The organism is Haloarcula sp. CBA1129, from assembly GCF_008729015.1.
Classification (GTDB): Archaea; Halobacteriota; Halobacteria; order Halobacteriales; family Haloarculaceae; genus Haloarcula.
Window position 1 is genome coordinate 3,205,895 of the sequence record NZ_RKSM01000001.1, and the last position, 13,943, is coordinate 3,219,837.

19 protein-coding genes are annotated in these 13,943 nt (G+C 62.8%); 12 read left to right on the top strand and 7 right to left on the bottom strand.

The annotated features are described in order from the left end of the window. Nucleotides 1-2 precede the first annotated feature (2 nt). The 6 genes from Har1129_RS16260 (at nt 3) to Har1129_RS16285 (ending at nt 2,435) form a co-directional block, all read left to right on the top strand. A complete protein-coding gene (locus Har1129_RS16260; RefSeq protein ID WP_151101777.1) occupies nt 3-167 on the top strand; it encodes a CopG family transcriptional regulator in 165 nt (54 codons plus the stop codon). Nucleotides 168-250: 83 nt separating this feature from the next. Next, entirely contained in the window at nt 251-643 is a 393-nt protein-coding gene (locus tag Har1129_RS16265; RefSeq protein WP_151101778.1) for a hypothetical protein, read from the top strand. Continuing rightward, nucleotides 643-963 (top strand): hypothetical protein, encoded by a 321-nt coding sequence (locus Har1129_RS16270; protein WP_151101779.1) that lies wholly within the window; start codon nt 643-645, stop codon nt 961-963. The genes Har1129_RS16265 and Har1129_RS16270 overlap by 1 nt, the downstream gene beginning before the upstream one ends. Continuing rightward, nucleotides 956-1,174: a hypothetical protein gene (locus tag Har1129_RS16275; RefSeq protein WP_151101780.1), complete on the top strand. Its 219-nt coding sequence runs from the start codon at nt 956-958 to the stop codon at nt 1,172-1,174. The genes Har1129_RS16270 and Har1129_RS16275 overlap by 8 nt, the downstream gene beginning before the upstream one ends. Next, nucleotides 1,171-1,422: a hypothetical protein gene (locus tag Har1129_RS16280; protein ID WP_151101781.1), complete on the top strand. Its 252-nt coding sequence runs from the start codon at nt 1,171-1,173 to the stop codon at nt 1,420-1,422. Before Har1129_RS16275 ends, Har1129_RS16280 begins: the two co-directional genes overlap by 4 nt. Beyond that, nucleotides 1,419-2,435, top strand: a complete 1,017-nt coding sequence (locus Har1129_RS16285; RefSeq protein ID WP_151101782.1) for a site-specific integrase — start codon at nt 1,419-1,421, stop codon at nt 2,433-2,435. Before Har1129_RS16280 ends, Har1129_RS16285 begins: the two co-directional genes overlap by 4 nt. A 280-nt stretch (nt 2,436-2,715) precedes the next feature. Here Har1129_RS16285 and engB read toward each other — a convergent pair whose 3' ends face one another. Beyond that, entirely contained in the window at nt 2,716-3,333 is a 618-nt protein-coding gene (engB, locus tag Har1129_RS16290) for a GTP-binding protein EngB (protein WP_151101783.1), read from the bottom strand. A 142-nt stretch (nt 3,334-3,475) separates the two neighbouring features. Here engB and Har1129_RS16295 point away from each other — a divergent pair, with 142 nt between their 5' ends. Together Har1129_RS16295 and Har1129_RS16300 are read left to right on the top strand one after the other, a co-directional pair. Further along, on the top strand, nt 3,476-4,756 hold the full coding sequence (locus Har1129_RS16295) for a TIGR00341 family protein (protein WP_151101784.1): 1,281 nt from the start codon (nt 3,476-3,478) through the stop codon (nt 4,754-4,756). Nucleotides 4,757-4,817: 61 nt separating this feature from the next. Beyond that, on the top strand, nt 4,818-5,531 hold the full coding sequence (locus Har1129_RS16300) for an SIMPL domain-containing protein (protein ID WP_151101785.1): 714 nt from the start codon (nt 4,818-4,820) through the stop codon (nt 5,529-5,531). A gap of 419 nt (nt 5,532-5,950) precedes the next feature. On the opposite strand, the gene Har1129_RS16305 is transcribed toward Har1129_RS16300, so the two are convergent. Next, a complete protein-coding gene (locus Har1129_RS16305; RefSeq protein WP_151101786.1) occupies nt 5,951-6,949 on the bottom strand; it encodes a GTPase in 999 nt (332 codons plus the stop codon). A gap of 94 nt (nt 6,950-7,043) precedes the next feature. On the opposite strand from Har1129_RS16305, the gene Har1129_RS16310 reads away from it, so the two are divergent. Both Har1129_RS16310 and Har1129_RS21245 read left to right on the top strand, forming a co-directional pair. Further along, nucleotides 7,044-7,361, top strand: coding sequence for an ASCH domain-containing protein (locus tag Har1129_RS16310; protein ID WP_151101787.1), 318 nt, complete (start codon nt 7,044-7,046; stop codon nt 7,359-7,361). 104 nt (nt 7,362-7,465) lie between these two features. Then, nucleotides 7,466-7,597 carry a hypothetical protein gene (locus Har1129_RS21245; RefSeq protein WP_255518352.1) on the top strand — a complete coding sequence of 44 codons (132 nt, stop codon included), beginning with the start codon at nt 7,466-7,468 and terminating at the stop codon, nt 7,595-7,597. Nucleotides 7,598-7,602: 5 nt separating this feature from the next. Here Har1129_RS21245 and Har1129_RS16315 read toward each other — a convergent pair whose 3' ends face one another. The 3 genes from Har1129_RS16315 to pdxT form a co-directional block, all read right to left on the bottom strand. Next, nucleotides 7,603-9,540, bottom strand: coding sequence for a response regulator (locus Har1129_RS16315; protein ID WP_151101788.1), 1,938 nt, complete (start codon nt 9,538-9,540; stop codon nt 7,603-7,605). A 62-nt stretch (nt 9,541-9,602) separates the two neighbouring features. Next, entirely contained in the window at nt 9,603-9,899 is a 297-nt protein-coding gene (gene hisE, locus Har1129_RS16320; RefSeq protein ID WP_151101789.1) for a phosphoribosyl-ATP diphosphatase, read from the bottom strand. A gap of 36 nt (nt 9,900-9,935) precedes the next feature. Then, nucleotides 9,936-10,529 carry a pyridoxal 5'-phosphate synthase glutaminase subunit PdxT gene (pdxT, locus tag Har1129_RS16325; protein ID WP_151101790.1) on the bottom strand — a complete coding sequence of 198 codons (594 nt, stop codon included), beginning with the start codon at nt 10,527-10,529 and terminating at the stop codon, nt 9,936-9,938. A 163-nt stretch (nt 10,530-10,692) separates the two neighbouring features. On the opposite strand from pdxT, the gene Har1129_RS16330 reads away from it, so the two are divergent. Continuing rightward, nucleotides 10,693-11,727, top strand: coding sequence for a PrsW family intramembrane metalloprotease (locus Har1129_RS16330; protein WP_151101791.1), 1,035 nt, complete (start codon nt 10,693-10,695; stop codon nt 11,725-11,727). On the opposite strand, the gene Har1129_RS16335 is transcribed toward Har1129_RS16330, so the two are convergent. Then, nucleotides 11,724-12,302 (bottom strand): riboflavin synthase, encoded by a 579-nt coding sequence (locus tag Har1129_RS16335; protein WP_151101792.1) that lies wholly within the window; start codon nt 12,300-12,302, stop codon nt 11,724-11,726. The genes Har1129_RS16330 and Har1129_RS16335 overlap by 4 nt on opposite strands. Nucleotides 12,303-12,430: 128 nt before the next feature. Here Har1129_RS16335 and Har1129_RS20750 point away from each other — a divergent pair, with 128 nt between their 5' ends. Beyond that, nucleotides 12,431-12,574, top strand: a complete 144-nt coding sequence (locus Har1129_RS20750) for a hypothetical protein (protein ID WP_191906093.1) — start codon at nt 12,431-12,433, stop codon at nt 12,572-12,574. On the opposite strand, the gene Har1129_RS16340 is transcribed toward Har1129_RS20750, so the two are convergent. After that, complete coding sequence (locus tag Har1129_RS16340) at nt 12,571-13,773, bottom strand: phosphoglycerate kinase (protein WP_151101793.1); 1,203 nt, start codon at nt 13,771-13,773, stop codon at nt 12,571-12,573. The two genes, Har1129_RS20750 and Har1129_RS16340, sit on opposite strands and share 4 nt — an antisense overlap. Nucleotides 13,774-13,943: the final 170 nt, after the last annotated feature.

The following is a 13,943-nucleotide window of genomic DNA, read 5'->3' on the forward strand; positions in this document are numbered from 1 at the left end:
AGATGGACGAGAGAATCGCTGAACAGGCAGAAAAACACGATATGACGTACTCTCAGTACGTGCGCCAAGTTCTAAACGAGCATTCAGGAACTCCATTCGAGTGCGACGAAACTATCCTGTGTGTTGACGAAAACAGTGAGAACCCACGGAAAGAGGGGGCCGCCTAAGCCATGTCCAGTAGCTCACGAGCCCCCAAGAACGGTGACGAGTCGGACGGTCAAGAGAGTGACGACGCGACGGAGGACGGCCCATGAGCCGGGACATCTCCGAGCGGTGGCCCGACGCTGACGCCGCTGCCGAAATCGGTGGCCCGGTGACAGAGCCGGAGATCGACGGCGAGCGCGTGCTGGCCGACGGAAGCGGCGGATACACCGACTTTCGAGCGCGGCCGGTTGCTGTCATCCGTGACAGCGAGCGCGTGGCCGCTGGTGCCTTGCTCCCGAGCGGGACGGTCGCCGTTGAGTGGAACCGCGAAGCGTTCCCTGAGGGAGAGCGCACAGACGAACCAACCACGTCGCTGTACGGCCACGTCGAAGACGCAGAGGAAGCGACTGGCGGCACTCTCATCGTAAACCCCGATGCAGACGACAGCCCGATTCTGCTGGCGGAAGTAGAGAGCGCTGAGAACGGAGGTGAGGAGTGATGCGGGACCCGGACCCTGCAAACCTCCGACAGAACGAGCGGCCGGCCGTCGTCGATGTGACCGAGCAGGGGCAGGTGTACGTCGCCACCGCGAAGGTCCAAGACACCGGCTGGCTCTGGCTCAAGTACTGGGACGGTGGACAGGCAAAGATTCCGCCCCATCGAGTTCGAGCGGTGGAGTACTTGGAAACCGAAGTATACGGTGAACCTGACGCCAACGGCTTTCAGGACAAGCGTGTCTCTGACGCCGACTGGCGACAGCGTGCGCAGGCCATGGCCGGAGACGTTGAGGCCGCTAAGGCTGTGTTGGGCGATGACTGACGACGCGTTCACCTACACGGTCAAGCTGAAGCGCGGCGACGATACCCAGAAGTGCAAGGTCACTGCGCCGGACATCGAGACGCTGACTGAGCGGGTCGATGCTGTCCGCGAGAAACTGGGCGAGTGGGCCGGGGATTATCGGGAGATTCAACCCGAGGACGGTCCCCGACTGGCTGACGACCAGAGCGAACTGGGGGAGGTTCAAGCGTGAGTCAGAGCGGCGCGAGACAGTGGCGTGTAGAATGTGACTGTATCCCCGAGGTGGCTGAGGCCCGCGATACCCAGCACTGGGAACGGATGCACTCGCAGGTGTCGAAGGCCAACGCCGGCCACTTCGTGAGCGAGAATCGGCTGGCCGCCGATCTCGACGAAGACGAGCTCCGGCAGCGCCACGAGCAGGCCCACGGCGCTCTCGTCGTGTGCAACGTCTGCGGGAAACTGAAGGAGGTAGCCGGATGACCGACGACCTCGAACCGCTGTCACCGGAGGCTGGTGTTGAGCGGTTCCTGACCCACCGTGAACCGTCAGTTCGGGAGTCGACGCTGAACAACGCGAAGACCCGACTCCGGTACTTCCTGGACTGGTGCGACGAGCGCGACATCGAGGACCTGAACACGCTTTCAGGCCGCGACATCGCGGACTTCGTGGCGTGGCGCCGTGGGGACATCGCTCCCATCACGCTACAGAAGCAACTCTCGACCATCCGGCAGGCCCTACGCTGGTGGGCCGATATCGACGCTGTGGAGGAAGGGTTGGGCGAGAAGGTCCATGCGCCTGAGCTACCGGACGGCGCGGAGAGCAAGGACGTGCATCTCAATCCTGAGCGGGCAAAGGCGGCGCTCGATTACTACGGCCGCCACCGCTACGCGAGTCGGGATCACGCCCTAATTGCTCTCATATGGCGTACTGGGATGCGGCGCGGTGCGGTCCACTCGCTCGATGTGGACGATCTCCTACCTGAGGACCACGCGGTGCGGGTAGAGCATCGCATCGAGGAGGGTACGAAGCTCAAGAACGGGGAAGCCGGCGAGCGGTGGGTCTATCTAGGCCCGAAGTGGTTCCAGATTCTCGACGATTATCTGGACAACCCCGACCGTGTGCAGGGAACCGACGAGTTCGGCCGGAAGCCGCTGTTCACTACAGAAGACGGTGGCCGACCGTCGCCGCAGACCATCTACAAGTGGGTGATGCGGGCGCTACACCCGTGCAGCTACGCGAGTTGTCCGCACGACCGGACACCGGAGACGTGTGAAGCCCGCAGCCGGACCTCGAACCCGGCAGCGTGCCCGTCGTCGCGGTCGCCCCATGCAGTCCGTCGGGGCGCTATCACTCACCACCTGATACAGGACACTCCTCCGGAGACGGTGAGCGAGCGCATGGATGTCTCTCTGGATGTGCTGTATCAGCACTACGACGCCCGGACCGAGCGCGAGAAGATGGACGTACGAACCGACCACCTACCACAGGAGTAAGCTACCGATGTTCAGAAAACACCCAAAACCACACGACAGCACCGTAGAAAACCTGCCCGGCGAGTCCATACGCGCTCCGCGCGTTCAGTGATTACAAACGCGTTGCCAGTTCTTTATAAACAACACCCGTTTACATCATGTCTCCGCTCTGTCAGCGGTAGCTTTCCCGGTAGCGGTTCGATGAGGCGTCCGAAGAGAGAACCCGTCTCGGGAGGATGGTCGAAACTACTGGAGGATTACCCCTATTTCGCCTAGGGAGCGATCCGAACAGGTGCGCTGTTCAGAAGAACTGAAACAGGTCATCCCGCTGGGCCTCGTGGAGGTGGTGTCGGACGGCCTCGTTCAGCGGCTCGATGGAGTTGCGTTTCGCGCTGATCGGTGCGATAGTCTCTTGCCACTGTTGCCACGGCGGGTGCAGTCCGAGTCGGTCACAGAGTTCGTTCAAACGGTCGTCCTTGTCGTCGACCTTGTCCATCTTGTTGACGGCGACGACCGGTTCGACGCCGACCTCTCGGAGGAAGTGAAACATCTCCACGTCGTGTGGAATCTCGTCGGGGCCGGAGTGGCGGTCGATGATGTCGATGACGGACTTGCCGTCCACGACGAGGATACCGAGGAGAATATGCTCGGCGTGACGCTCGACGTACTGGACCACATCAGTCTTGATTTCCTCACGGACGTCCTCGGGGACGCCTTTCATGTACCCGAAGCCGGGGAGATCACTGATGACGAAATCGGTGCTGGCCCAGTCGAAGTGGTTAGGCGAACGCGTGACACCGGGCCGCTGGCCCGTGTCGAACGTGTGGCCCGTTATCTCGCGCATCAACGTCGATTTCCCGACGTTTGACCGGCCGACAAGCACCACCTCGGCGTCGCGGTCCGGTCGTGATTCGAACATACCCCGTGTACTCTGCCAGCGGGGAAAAGCGCGTCCGTTTTGTGAGGGCCGACAGTTCCGGGGCAACCGTGTTTCCCGCTGCCTCGCACATGAGACCCGCTGACCAGCCGCTTTTTTACCCCCACGGGTCCCACCCGGAGCCGTGCGGCTGGTCCAGATACTGATTCCGACAGGGAAGCGTGACGCCGTCCTGAGCGTGCTGGCAGAGGAGGGCATTGATTACGTGCTCACTGACGAGACGAGTGCGCGGGAGTTCACCGCTGCCGTGACTTTTCCAGTCCCGACCAACGCACTCGAACCAGTCCTCGAAGAGTTGCGGGATGTCGGTATCAACGACGACGGCTATACGGTCGTCGTGGACGCGAACACTGTCATCTCTAGCCAGTTCGACGAGCTAGAGGAGAAGTACGCCGAGGAGGAAGACGAGGACCGCATCGCGCGGGAGGAACTCACCTCGAAGGCAAACGACCTCGCTCCCTCGCTGTCGAACTACGGGCTCATGACCGTCATCAGCGCGATTATCGCGACCGCGGGGCTCTTGCTCGATTCTCCCGCCGTCGTCGTCGGCTCGATGGTCATTGCACCGCTCATTGGGCCGGCGATGACCGCCAACGTCGGTACCGTCGTCGATGATCAGGAGATGTTCGCCCGGGGCGTCAAACTCCAAGCTATCGGACTCGGACTCGCCGTGGTAAGCGCGACTGTCTTCGCCCTGCTCGTCCGGTATGCCAACGTCATCCCGCCGCTCGCTGACGTGACCTCTGTCAGCCAGATACGCGAGCGGGTCGCCCCCGATTTCCTCTCGCTGGTCGTCGCACTCGGTGCTGGCGCGGCCGGCGTCGTTAGCCTCACCAGCGGCGTCTCAACGGCGCTGGTCGGTGTCATGATTGCTGTCGCGCTCATCCCGCCAGCGGCGACGGTCGGCATCGGCATCGCGTGGGGCCAACCGCTTGTCAGCCTCGGATCCGCTGTCCTCCTGCTGGTAAACGTCCTTTCGATCAATCTCGCAGTGCTTGTGGGGCTCTGGTATCAGGGCTACCGTCCGGAACACTGGTTCCGGGAGAGCGACGCCCGGTCGGCGACTGTCAAACGCATCGGCGTCCTCGCCGTGTCGATACTCGTCCTTTCAGCGTTTCTCGGCGGCGTCACCTTCGACTCCTACCAGCAGGCGACCACGGAGTCGGATATCCGCGAGGGCATCGAGGGAAGCGTCGACCCGCCGGCCCGCGTGCTGTCGGTCGAAGTCGAATCCACCAATACTGCGATCTTCCAACAGCCGCGCCGTGTCGTCGTCACCGTCGGCCTGCCGCCGGGCGCGGAGCAGCCACTGCTTGTCGACCAACTCGATACCGTGGCCGACGATGCGGCCGGCCAAGACGTTGCGACGGAAGTCCACTACGTCACTGTCGAACGGAACGGCTGACGCTCAAAGCCGACTTTGAGCGTTCGATGACATAAATACCGCGGGGCATGTTGGGGACGATATGGTATCACGACCACTCGCAATCGCTGGCGTACTGGCACTGCTCGTTGCCGGCGGCGTCGGGTTCGCATTCGCGGACACCGGAGCCGTTGCACCCTCGACGAATTCGACCGTGAGCGTCAACGCCGACGCGACCGTCGAACGCGCACCCGACCGTGCAACTGTCACCGTCGCCGCGGTCGGCCACGGTGAGACGGCCGAAGCGGCACGCAACAACCTCACTGGCGACGCCGACGCCATCACCTCGGCGCTGGAAGACGAGGGCGCGAATGTGACCTCCTCGCGGTTCCAGATCCGACCCGAATACGAGGAGAGTAGGGAAGGCCGCGAGCAGGTCGGCTACGTGGCGATCCACACCATCGAAGCCGAAACGAGCGACGTTCGAGCCGCCGGCACGCTCATCGACGCCGCGGTCGACGCCGGCGCGGACCGCGTCGAGGGTGTGCGCTACTCACTGAGCGAGGAGACGCGACAGGACGCCCGGGAAGAAGCACTGACGACCGCCATGGACAACGCCCGGACTGATGCCGAAGTGGTTGCCACTGCTGAAAACCGGGCCGTCGGCGACGCCGTCACGGTCCAGACCAGCAACCACGGCCGGCCCGTCGTGTACGAGACGGCCGCCTACGCCGGCGATGCCGGCGGACGAACGAACATCGAACCCGGCGAAGTCACTGTCGACGCCTCCGTCAGCGTCACGTACGAACTGGAATAAGTCGCTCTTACTCACCTTCCATCGGGCGTTTTCAAAACGTTGAGTGCTAGTGACCGCTATCCACAGCTAGTCCTGTCAGTGACCGCAATCCTCACGGGCCGCTACGCTCCCCGCTCGGCGTAAGCGAGACGCCTCCCGATGCTGACCGCAGTCCTCACGGGTCACTCCGTTCCCCGTTCGGAGTCTTCGAGACGCCTCCCGATGGTAACCGCATTCCTCACGGGTCGCTACGCTCCCCGTTCGGAGTCTTCGAGACGCCTTCCGATGGTAACCGCATTCCTCACGGGTCGCTACGCTCCCCGCTCGGAGTCTTCGAGACGCCTCCCGATGGTAACCGCAATCCTCGCGGGCCGCTATGCTCCCCGCTCGGCGTAAGCGAGACGCCTCCCGATGGTCGGCGTCTCGCTGTCGGCGTCTCGCTACTCCTCGTCAAACGGCAGTTCTATCTCGTAGCCCACCGCGTCGATAGCGGCCTGCAACACGCCGTCGACGTTGTCGTTCTCGGTGACGCTCATGTAGTGGTCGGCCTCAACGTCCGTCGAGAGGTCGCTCTTGTTCGCGATGGTCAGCACCGGCACGTCGAAACGCGCCTCGATGTCGTTGCGCAGCTCCAGTTGGTCTGCGAGCGGGTAGCCACACTCGCCGCTGGGATCGACGAACACGAGGACAGCGTCGGCGAGATGTTCGAGCGCGCTCACGGCCTGTGACTCGATTTCGTTGCGGTCCTCCGGCGGTCGGTCGAGGAGGCCGGGCGTGTCGACGAGCTGGTAGCGGATGCGCTGGTCTTCGAAGTGACCGACGCGGATCTGGGTCGTCGTGAACGGGTACGAGGCGATCTCGTTGTCGGCTCGCGTGACGCGGTTGACGAACGACGACTTGCCGACGTTCGGGTAGCCGGCGACAACGATGGCTGGTTCGTCCGGGCGGATGTCGGGGATGTCTTTGAGGGCGTTGTGTGCGGTCGAGACGGCGGCGAGGTCGTCTTCGACTTCCTCGACGACGTCGGCGATACGGGCGAAGGCCTGTTTTCGGAGCTTCCGGGCGGTGTCGATGTCGCCGCGGGCGACGCGGCTCTCGTACTCCTGACGGATCTCGACGACCTTGTCGGCGGCCCACGAGATCTCCGAAAGGTGCTGTTTCAGCGCGTCGATACCGGGGTCGTCGTCCGCGGGGTAGGACTCGCCAACGACGGCGTCAGCGAGTTCGACGTAGAAGGGGTCGAGATCATCAATCGTCGGCCACGCGGTCACCACGTTCTCCATATTGTCGGAGGCGATGTTCGACGCCGTCATCAGCATCGACTGCTGGGCTTCGTTCCCGTCCTTGGCCCCGCCGGCGCGCGACGCCCGCGAGAAGGCTTTGTCCACGAGCTCCTCGGCGGTAGGCGTCGTCGGCAGACCCTCGAAGGGATGGCTCATAGGTTCCGTTGACGGCCGGAGCGTAAAAGCGCGTTCAATCGCGCCCCAAACTGTTGCGAGTCACGTTTTTGCCCGTCCCGAACACAGGTCCGGTATGGCACACATCGATGCCGGCGAGATTCTGCCCAACGACCACGTCCAGCAGATGGCCGCCGAGGGACGGGTCACCCAGATGCACCGCGGCCACCAGTACGCCGATGAGGGCGATACGTTCGAGATAGACGGCACCGAGTTCGAGGTGACAGACGTAACACACCGGACGCTGGGCGATATGACCGACGAGGACGCACAGCGAGAGGGGTCAGAGGACCTCGCTGCGTACAAGAAGCGAATGAGGAAAGTCCACGGCAGCTTCGAGTGGGACGACGACAGCGAGGTCGTCCGCCACCGGTTCGCGCCCGCCGACGAGTAGCACCGCGACGGGTAGCGACTCCCGGTAGCCACCACCGAGCGGCAGGCGGGCTGCCACCGCGTCGCAGGCAACCCTTATCAACTCCGGTAACCCTCGGTAACTACATGACAGAAATGGCGACGACGTCGAAAGCGAGCGACCCGGAGCGGGCGCATCTTGCAGACGTGGAAGACGGCTGTGGCTGTACCGAAATCTGGGAGCACATGAGCGAAGCCCGCGGCGAAGACGACGACTGAGCGCCCTATTCCTCCGATGCCACGTCGACGCCAGCAAACTCGAAGCGTGTGCCGCCGCTGTCGCTTTCGGTGAGCGTGACCGTCCACCCATGAGCAGCGGCGATCTGTGAGACTATCGAGAGCCCGAACCCGGTGCCGTCAGTCGTCGTCGAGTAGCCGCTTTCGAACACTGTCTCCCGGTCGGCTTCGGGGATTCCCGGGCCGTCATCCGAGACGGCGAACCCGTCTGGACTCTCACTGACCGTTATCGTCACAGCTGACATGCTGTGCTTGTCGGCATCGTCGGACTGCACCCGACTGTCCGTAGCGCTGTGCTCCACGGCGTTTCGGATCAGGTTCTCCAGCAACTGTTTGAGCCGCGTCATGTCCGCCTGTATCTTGCGGTCGGTGTCGACCACAAGCGTCGCGTCGCCGGTATCGACTACCTCCCAGCAATCTCTGGCTGCCGTTGCCAGTGCCACCGTTTCCATCTCGGTAATGCTGTCGCCGGTCCGGGCCAGCAACAGGAGGTCGTCAATCAGCGCCTGCATCCGGTCGAGTGCCTGCTCTATCGAAGTGATGTTGTCGTCGTCGCACTCCTCTTTCAGCGTACCCAACCGGCCGATAGCGACGTTCAGGGGGTTGCGAAGGTCGTGACTGACGACTGTGGCGAACTGTTCCAGACGGTCGTTTTGGGTCGACAGTTCCTGCTCACGGTCACGGAGCTGTCTGTCGCGCTCGACAGCGGCGAAAGCCGCCTCCATGTTCGCCGCAAGGACCCGTCCAGCGACGATGTCTGCTTCGTCGAAGGCATCGATGGTCGTCGATGCGGCGATGAGAATGCCGTATTCCCCGAGTGGCAGGTACAGTTCGCTACGTATGGGTGTCTCGGGGTTTTGCACGTCCGACTCCAGTCGTACGTCAGGAACTGCGGTCGCCTCGCCGCGCTCGTACACCCGCCAAGCGATGCTGTCGCCCGGCTCGAACGTCGGGATGTCACCGACCAACTCTCGGAGTGATGCGGTCGCGGCGACAGGCTCTAACTGGCCGTCGTCGTTGATGAGGTGGACCGCGTTTGCGTCGAGCCCGATAATATCTGCGGCGGCGTTGACCCCGATGCCGGCGACCTTGTTTCGGACTTCTGCGGCCATCAGCTCCCGGGTGGCCTCGTGTAGCGCTTCGAGCCGCTGCTCTCGCTTGTCCGTATCGCTCCGGTCGCTGATGACCGACACTGTGCCGTCTTCGCCGTCCCAAGTCACGTCACACGCTGTGATGCTGGTCTGGACGCTGTTGCCGGCCAGCGTTCGTATCATCCGTCCGATCTGGCTGGCTGGCTGGTCGTTCTCGACGACGCGCTCGATGGCTTCGGTCCCACCGTCCGCCGTCGGTTCGACGAGGGCAGTCAGTGGCCGGTCACAGAGTTCGTCGCTGTCGGCTGCGCCGAACAGATCCACTGCCGCTGGGTTCGCATATACGACGGAGTCGGTCACGCTGACGAGGACTGCATCGTTCATCGCGTCGAGAATCCGTGTCGTTCGTTCCTGTACGGTGTCGGCCGTTGTTTTCGCTCTGACTCGCTCGACTGCGTTTCGGACCCGTTGTGCGAGCACAGCGTACTGCTGGGACCCATGCGTTTTTTGAATGTAATCGGTGACTCCGGCCGTGACTGCCTCGCTCGCGAGCGACTCGCTTCCCTGACTGGTAAATAGCAGAAACGGTATGTCCGGATCTCTGGCGCGGACCGCTTCCAGAAATTCCAGCCCGTCGATGCCCGGCATGTTGTAGTCGCTGATAATACAGTCCACGTCGTGCTCGTCTAGATACGACAGTCCGTCGGTAGCACTTGTGACCCCGGTGGCGTCAATCGCCTCGTCGTTGCGTTCGAGATGTGTCGCAATCAGGTCTGCGTACGACGGTTCGTCATCGACACAGAGGACTGTAATGCCCGACACCACATGGCCCATACTCACTGATATGAACTGTACCGGTGTCAATCTAACGCGCGCTCACCCGATGAGCGGTCTCCCTACCGCCGCTTCGCCAGTTCTGCCCGCAAATCGTCCACATCCATTTCCTTCATCGATAACAGGACGAGCAGATGATAGACGATATCGGCCGACTCGTGGGCCAGTTCCTCGGTGTCGTCGTCTTTGGCGGCCAGAATCAGTTCCGTTGTCTCCTCGCCGAGTTTCTCCAGAACGGCGTTTTCGCCCTTCTCGTGGGTGAACAGCGAGGCGGTGTAGGAGTCTTCGGGAAGGTTCGCCTTCCGGTCCTCGATGACAGTGAACAGTTCATCGATGACGTCGCCGGTGTCGTCGCTCATAGCCGCCGTTCGGTCAGCGGGGCCTTCAGGCCGTCGTTACGACTCCACGGAGTCGAAAAAGGCCAGATCGTGGATGCGCGGGTCCTCGGTCAGCTCGGGGTGGAACGACGTGCCGACGACCGGCCCGTCACGGACTGCGACCGGACGGTCGTCCCACGTCGCCAGCACTTCGACGTCCGCGCCGACGTAGTCGATGACCGGCGCGCGGATGAACACCGCGGGGAACGGCTCGCCGAGCCCGTCCACGTCCAGCGGGGCCTCGAAACTGTCCTTCTGTCGCCCGAACGCGTTGCGCTCGACGGAGACATCGATGACGTTCAGCGTGTCGACGCGGTCGTCCTGTGCGTCGCTCGCGCTGACAATGAGCCCAGCACACGTCGCCAGCACCGGCTTATCTGCCTCGACGTGGGTCTGGATTTCGTCGGCGATGCCCTCTCGGTGGATGAGCCGCGAAATCGTGGTGGATTCCCCGCCCGGCAGTAACAGCACGTCGCAGTCGGGGACCAGTCCCGATTCACGTATCTCGACGACCTCCGCAGTCCGGTCGTGGGCCGCTGCCGCCCGCCTGATCGCGTCCCCGTGTTCAGAGACATCGCCCTGAACCGCGAGTACACCCGCGCGTAGCGTCATGTGTCCTCGTTAGTGGGCCTGTGCGAAAAGCCTCTCGTCTCCCGCAAGGACCCCGGTAGCAGAGCCTGTGTTGGCCCCGCTGCGGTCGCCCACGACTCTCCAGTGTTCGCTCGGATATTAATCGAACCAAACGGTTAGGTGAGACGGACTGTAGACGTGGCACATGGGAAAGCGACGGCAGGACCCGGTCGAGGTAAACGCCGACGAGTCGGTAGACCTCTATGAGATATCGACTTGGGAGCCGCGGTCGACACTGGACCGGTTCGCCCACTGGCTCTACCACATCGGAATCCGCACGCTGCGGTACCTAGTCATTGTCGCAGCCATCGCGATTCTCCTCTTGCAGTTGGCGTTCGGGAGCCTCGGCGCACTCAGCGACCAGCCGCTGTTTGCCGGAATGGCTATTCTTTCTGCCGTGCCGGCGCTCGGTCTCGCGGCCTACATCTACTACGCCGATGTGACCACGGAGGAACCGCTGACGTTGCTCGTGGGGACGTTCTTTCTGGGAGTGTTGTTTGCTGGCTTCGCCGGCATTCTCAACGGCTTTCTGGGGGAGCCAGTTCAGGCAATCGGCTCCGGGTTCGGGCTTGTGCCGTACCTCGGTCAGGTGTTCGTTTTCTTCCTCATTGTCGGGCCCGTCGAAGAGACGGTGAAACTGCTGGCGGTACGACTGTACGCGTTCCGCGACGAACGCTTCGACACTGTTGTCGACGGTGCGGTATACGGTGCTGTCGCCGGGCTGGGATTTGCGACCATCGAAAACGCGTTGTATATCACCCAGAACGCAGAGATGGCCACCGGGACGGTTGAGTTACTCGCCGCCAGCAGCGATATCGCTGCGGTCAGAGCGCTCGCGGGGCCGGGCCACGTCATCTACTCGGCCTTCGCTGGCTACTACCTCGGACTGGCCAAGTTCAATCCGGACGACGCCGGCCCAATCGTCCTGAAGGGACTGCTCATCGCTTCGCTCATCCACGCCGTCTACAACACGCTGGCCGGCCCAGTCACGGCCATCGCGGCCTCGATATACAACGTCAATTTCCTTGTCGCCTTCTTCGGCTTCGTCATCGTGTACGACTCGATATTCGGCCTGCTATTGCTGAGGAAAATTCATGCCTATCGGCAGGCGTACAAGCGGGCTCACGAAGACTCGGATGAGGTCGCCCTTCGTCCGGAGAAGACAGAGTTCGACCCCTAGACCAACTGTTCGACGTACTTCGCGACCACGTCGACCTCCAGATGCACCGGATCTCCGACCGACTTCTCCGACAGCGTCGTCTCGGCGTACGTCGTCGGGATGATCGCCACGTCGAACTCCTCGGAGCGCCGGTCGGCGACGGTCAGGCTGATGCCGTCGACCGTTATCGACCCCTTCTGCACTAGGTAGTCTCGGTGGGCCTCTGGCAGAGAGAACGTGAACGTCCAGTCTTCGCCCTCCTGTTCGATGCCGACGATCTCGGCCGTCGTGTCGACGTGGCCCTGCACGATGTGGCCGTCGAACCGGCCGTCGGCGGGCATCGCTCGTTCAAGGTTCACCCGGTCGCCGCCGTCGAGGTCATCGAAGAACGTCCGAGCGAGGGTTTCCTGCGCGAGAAACACCTCGAACCACTCGCCGTCGGTCACCTTCTCGACGGTGAGACAGACGCCGCTGACGCTGATCGACTGGCCGTGGTCGAGTCCCTCGAACGGCGCGCCGATCCGCATCCGACGCCCGCCTTCGTCATCGATGACTGCCTGCACCTCGCCGGTCGTCTCGACGATTCCGGTGAACATACCCCAGATACGGTACGGCCCGCGGAAAGCACTTCGCTTCCCGGAGACGTAACATAGACTCGGAATCGAGTAATTATTTACGAGATTACAGGGGAAGGAATTTACTCTCGCCGCTGGTACTGCGGTGTATGGCAGCCACGACCGACGCTGACCACGACTGGACCGCCCGTCACGCACGGACGGGCCCAACCGAAACGAAGCGGGTCGTCGACGTACCCGACGACTGCACGGACTGGGACCTAAGACACGCGGAGACGAAAAGCCGCAGTTAGCGCTGGAGCGCTTCGACGCCGACCAGTTCCGCACCGGTCAGTGCCCGGATGTAGGCCCCCCCTGCAATAGAGACGTGGCCGAACTCGTCTTCTGTCATCCCGTACATTTCGATGGCCCGCGACGTGTCGCCGCCGCCGACGACGGAGAAGCAATCGGTGTCGGCGATGGCTTCGAGCACGCCGGCGGTACCGACGGAGAAGCGCTCGTCCTCGAACATCCCCAGCGCGCCCTTCACGAAGACGGCCTCAGAGTCGCGGATGATGGGCGAGTACTCCATGACGGTCTCGCTGCCGACATCGAGGTAGGAGACGCTTTTCTCCTCGATGTCGTCGACGGCCTGTTCGGCGCGGTCACCGTCGTCTTCGTAGGCTAGATCGACCGCGAGCGTGATCTGGTCGCGGTGCTCATCGAGCATGGTCTCTATTTTCTCGCTGTTCTGTTCCCACTGCTCGTCGTAGAGGTTCGCGTCGTCGATGTCGTAGCCGACCGGGTAGCCCGCGGCCCGCAGGAACAGTTCGCCCGCGATACCGCCAAGGAGGAAGTCGTCGACTTTCTCGTCGAGATGAGTCATCACGTCGATGACGTCGGTGGCTTTCGTTCCGCCGACGACCATCGTCACCTGCCCGTCGAACTCCTTCTCGGCGATGGCGGTGTTGGCCTCGTACTCGGTCTCCATCACGCGGCCGGCGTAGGCGTCCATCACGAGCGGGAAGCCCACCAGCGAGGCGTGTGAGCGGTGGGCCGCCGAGTAGGCGTCGTTGATGTAGGCGTCGAACTCCCCGGCCAGCGTCTGGACGAACTCTGTCTGGGCCTTCACTTCGGGGTCTTCCTCGGGGAGTTCGTCGTCGCACATCCGGGTGTTTTCCAGCACGAGCACGTCGCCGCTGTCGAGATCGGCGATATCGTGAATCGCCTGTGGCCCGTAGGTCTCGTCGACAAAGTCCACGTCGTGGTCGATGTGCTCCGCGAGGATGTCGGCGTGCTGGGAAAGCGAGACGAAGTCATCGCGGCCCGGGCGGCCCTGATGGGCCATGATTGCGATCTCGAACCCGCGGTCGACGAGTTCGCTGATCGTCTCCGCGTGCCGGTCGAACCGTCGGTTGTCCTGTACCGTGCCGTCCTCCACCGGTGAATTGAGGTCGAGTCGGACGAGGGCGCGCTGTCCGTCGTCGAGGTCATCGAGCGTCTGGAACGTCATCACTCGGGAGGAAACCTGCTGGCCGCTTAACGGTTTCCGAGTCCGAGTAGTGGACGGCTTGCCGGGTGAGTAGCACTGCTACGTGTGCCGGCTGCCAACGCAGAAATGGGGAGAGAGATGGGGTGGGAGTTGGTGGGGTCACCGTCGCCGTACACAGTTGACACCGGGTC

Excerpts from the sequence above, each read along its gene's own strand:
- engB (WP_151101783.1), bottom strand. The coding sequence starts at position 3,333 with ATGTTCGAATCACGACCGGACCGCGACGCCGAGGTGGTGCTTGTCGGC.
- Har1129_RS21245 (WP_255518352.1), top strand. The coding sequence starts at position 7,466 with ATGACAGAAATGGCGACGACGTCGAAAGCGAGCGACCCGGAGCGGGCG.
- pdxT (WP_151101790.1), bottom strand. The coding sequence starts at position 10,529 with ATGACGCTACGCGCGGGTGTACTCGCGGTTCAGGGCGATGTCTCTGAA.
- Har1129_RS20750 (WP_191906093.1), top strand. The coding sequence starts at position 12,431 with ATGGCAGCCACGACCGACGCTGACCACGACTGGACCGCCCGTCACGCA.
- Har1129_RS16310 (WP_151101787.1), top strand. The coding sequence starts at position 7,044 with ATGGCACACATCGATGCCGGCGAGATTCTGCCCAACGACCACGTCCAG.
- Har1129_RS16270 (WP_151101779.1), top strand. The coding sequence starts at position 643 with ATGCGGGACCCGGACCCTGCAAACCTCCGACAGAACGAGCGGCCGGCC.
- Har1129_RS16315 (WP_151101788.1), bottom strand. The coding sequence starts at position 9,540 with ATGGGCCATGTGGTGTCGGGCATTACAGTCCTCTGTGTCGATGACGAA.
- Har1129_RS16305 (WP_151101786.1), bottom strand. The coding sequence starts at position 6,949 with ATGAGCCATCCCTTCGAGGGTCTGCCGACGACGCCTACCGCCGAGGAG.
- Har1129_RS16285 (WP_151101782.1), top strand. The coding sequence starts at position 1,419 with ATGACCGACGACCTCGAACCGCTGTCACCGGAGGCTGGTGTTGAGCGG.
- Har1129_RS16330 (WP_151101791.1), top strand. The coding sequence starts at position 10,693 with ATGGGAAAGCGACGGCAGGACCCGGTCGAGGTAAACGCCGACGAGTCG.
- Har1129_RS16335 (WP_151101792.1), bottom strand. The coding sequence starts at position 12,302 with ATGTTCACCGGAATCGTCGAGACGACCGGCGAGGTGCAGGCAGTCATC.
- Har1129_RS16300 (WP_151101785.1), top strand. The coding sequence starts at position 4,818 with ATGGTATCACGACCACTCGCAATCGCTGGCGTACTGGCACTGCTCGTT.
- Har1129_RS16340 (WP_151101793.1), bottom strand. The coding sequence starts at position 13,773 with ATGACGTTCCAGACGCTCGATGACCTCGACGACGGACAGCGCGCCCTC.
- Har1129_RS16265 (WP_151101778.1), top strand. The coding sequence starts at position 251 with ATGAGCCGGGACATCTCCGAGCGGTGGCCCGACGCTGACGCCGCTGCC.
- Har1129_RS16275 (WP_151101780.1), top strand. The coding sequence starts at position 956 with ATGACTGACGACGCGTTCACCTACACGGTCAAGCTGAAGCGCGGCGAC.
- Har1129_RS16260 (WP_151101777.1), top strand. The coding sequence starts at position 3 with ATGGACGAGAGAATCGCTGAACAGGCAGAAAAACACGATATGACGTAC.
- hisE (WP_151101789.1), bottom strand. The coding sequence starts at position 9,899 with ATGAGCGACGACACCGGCGACGTCATCGATGAACTGTTCACTGTCATC.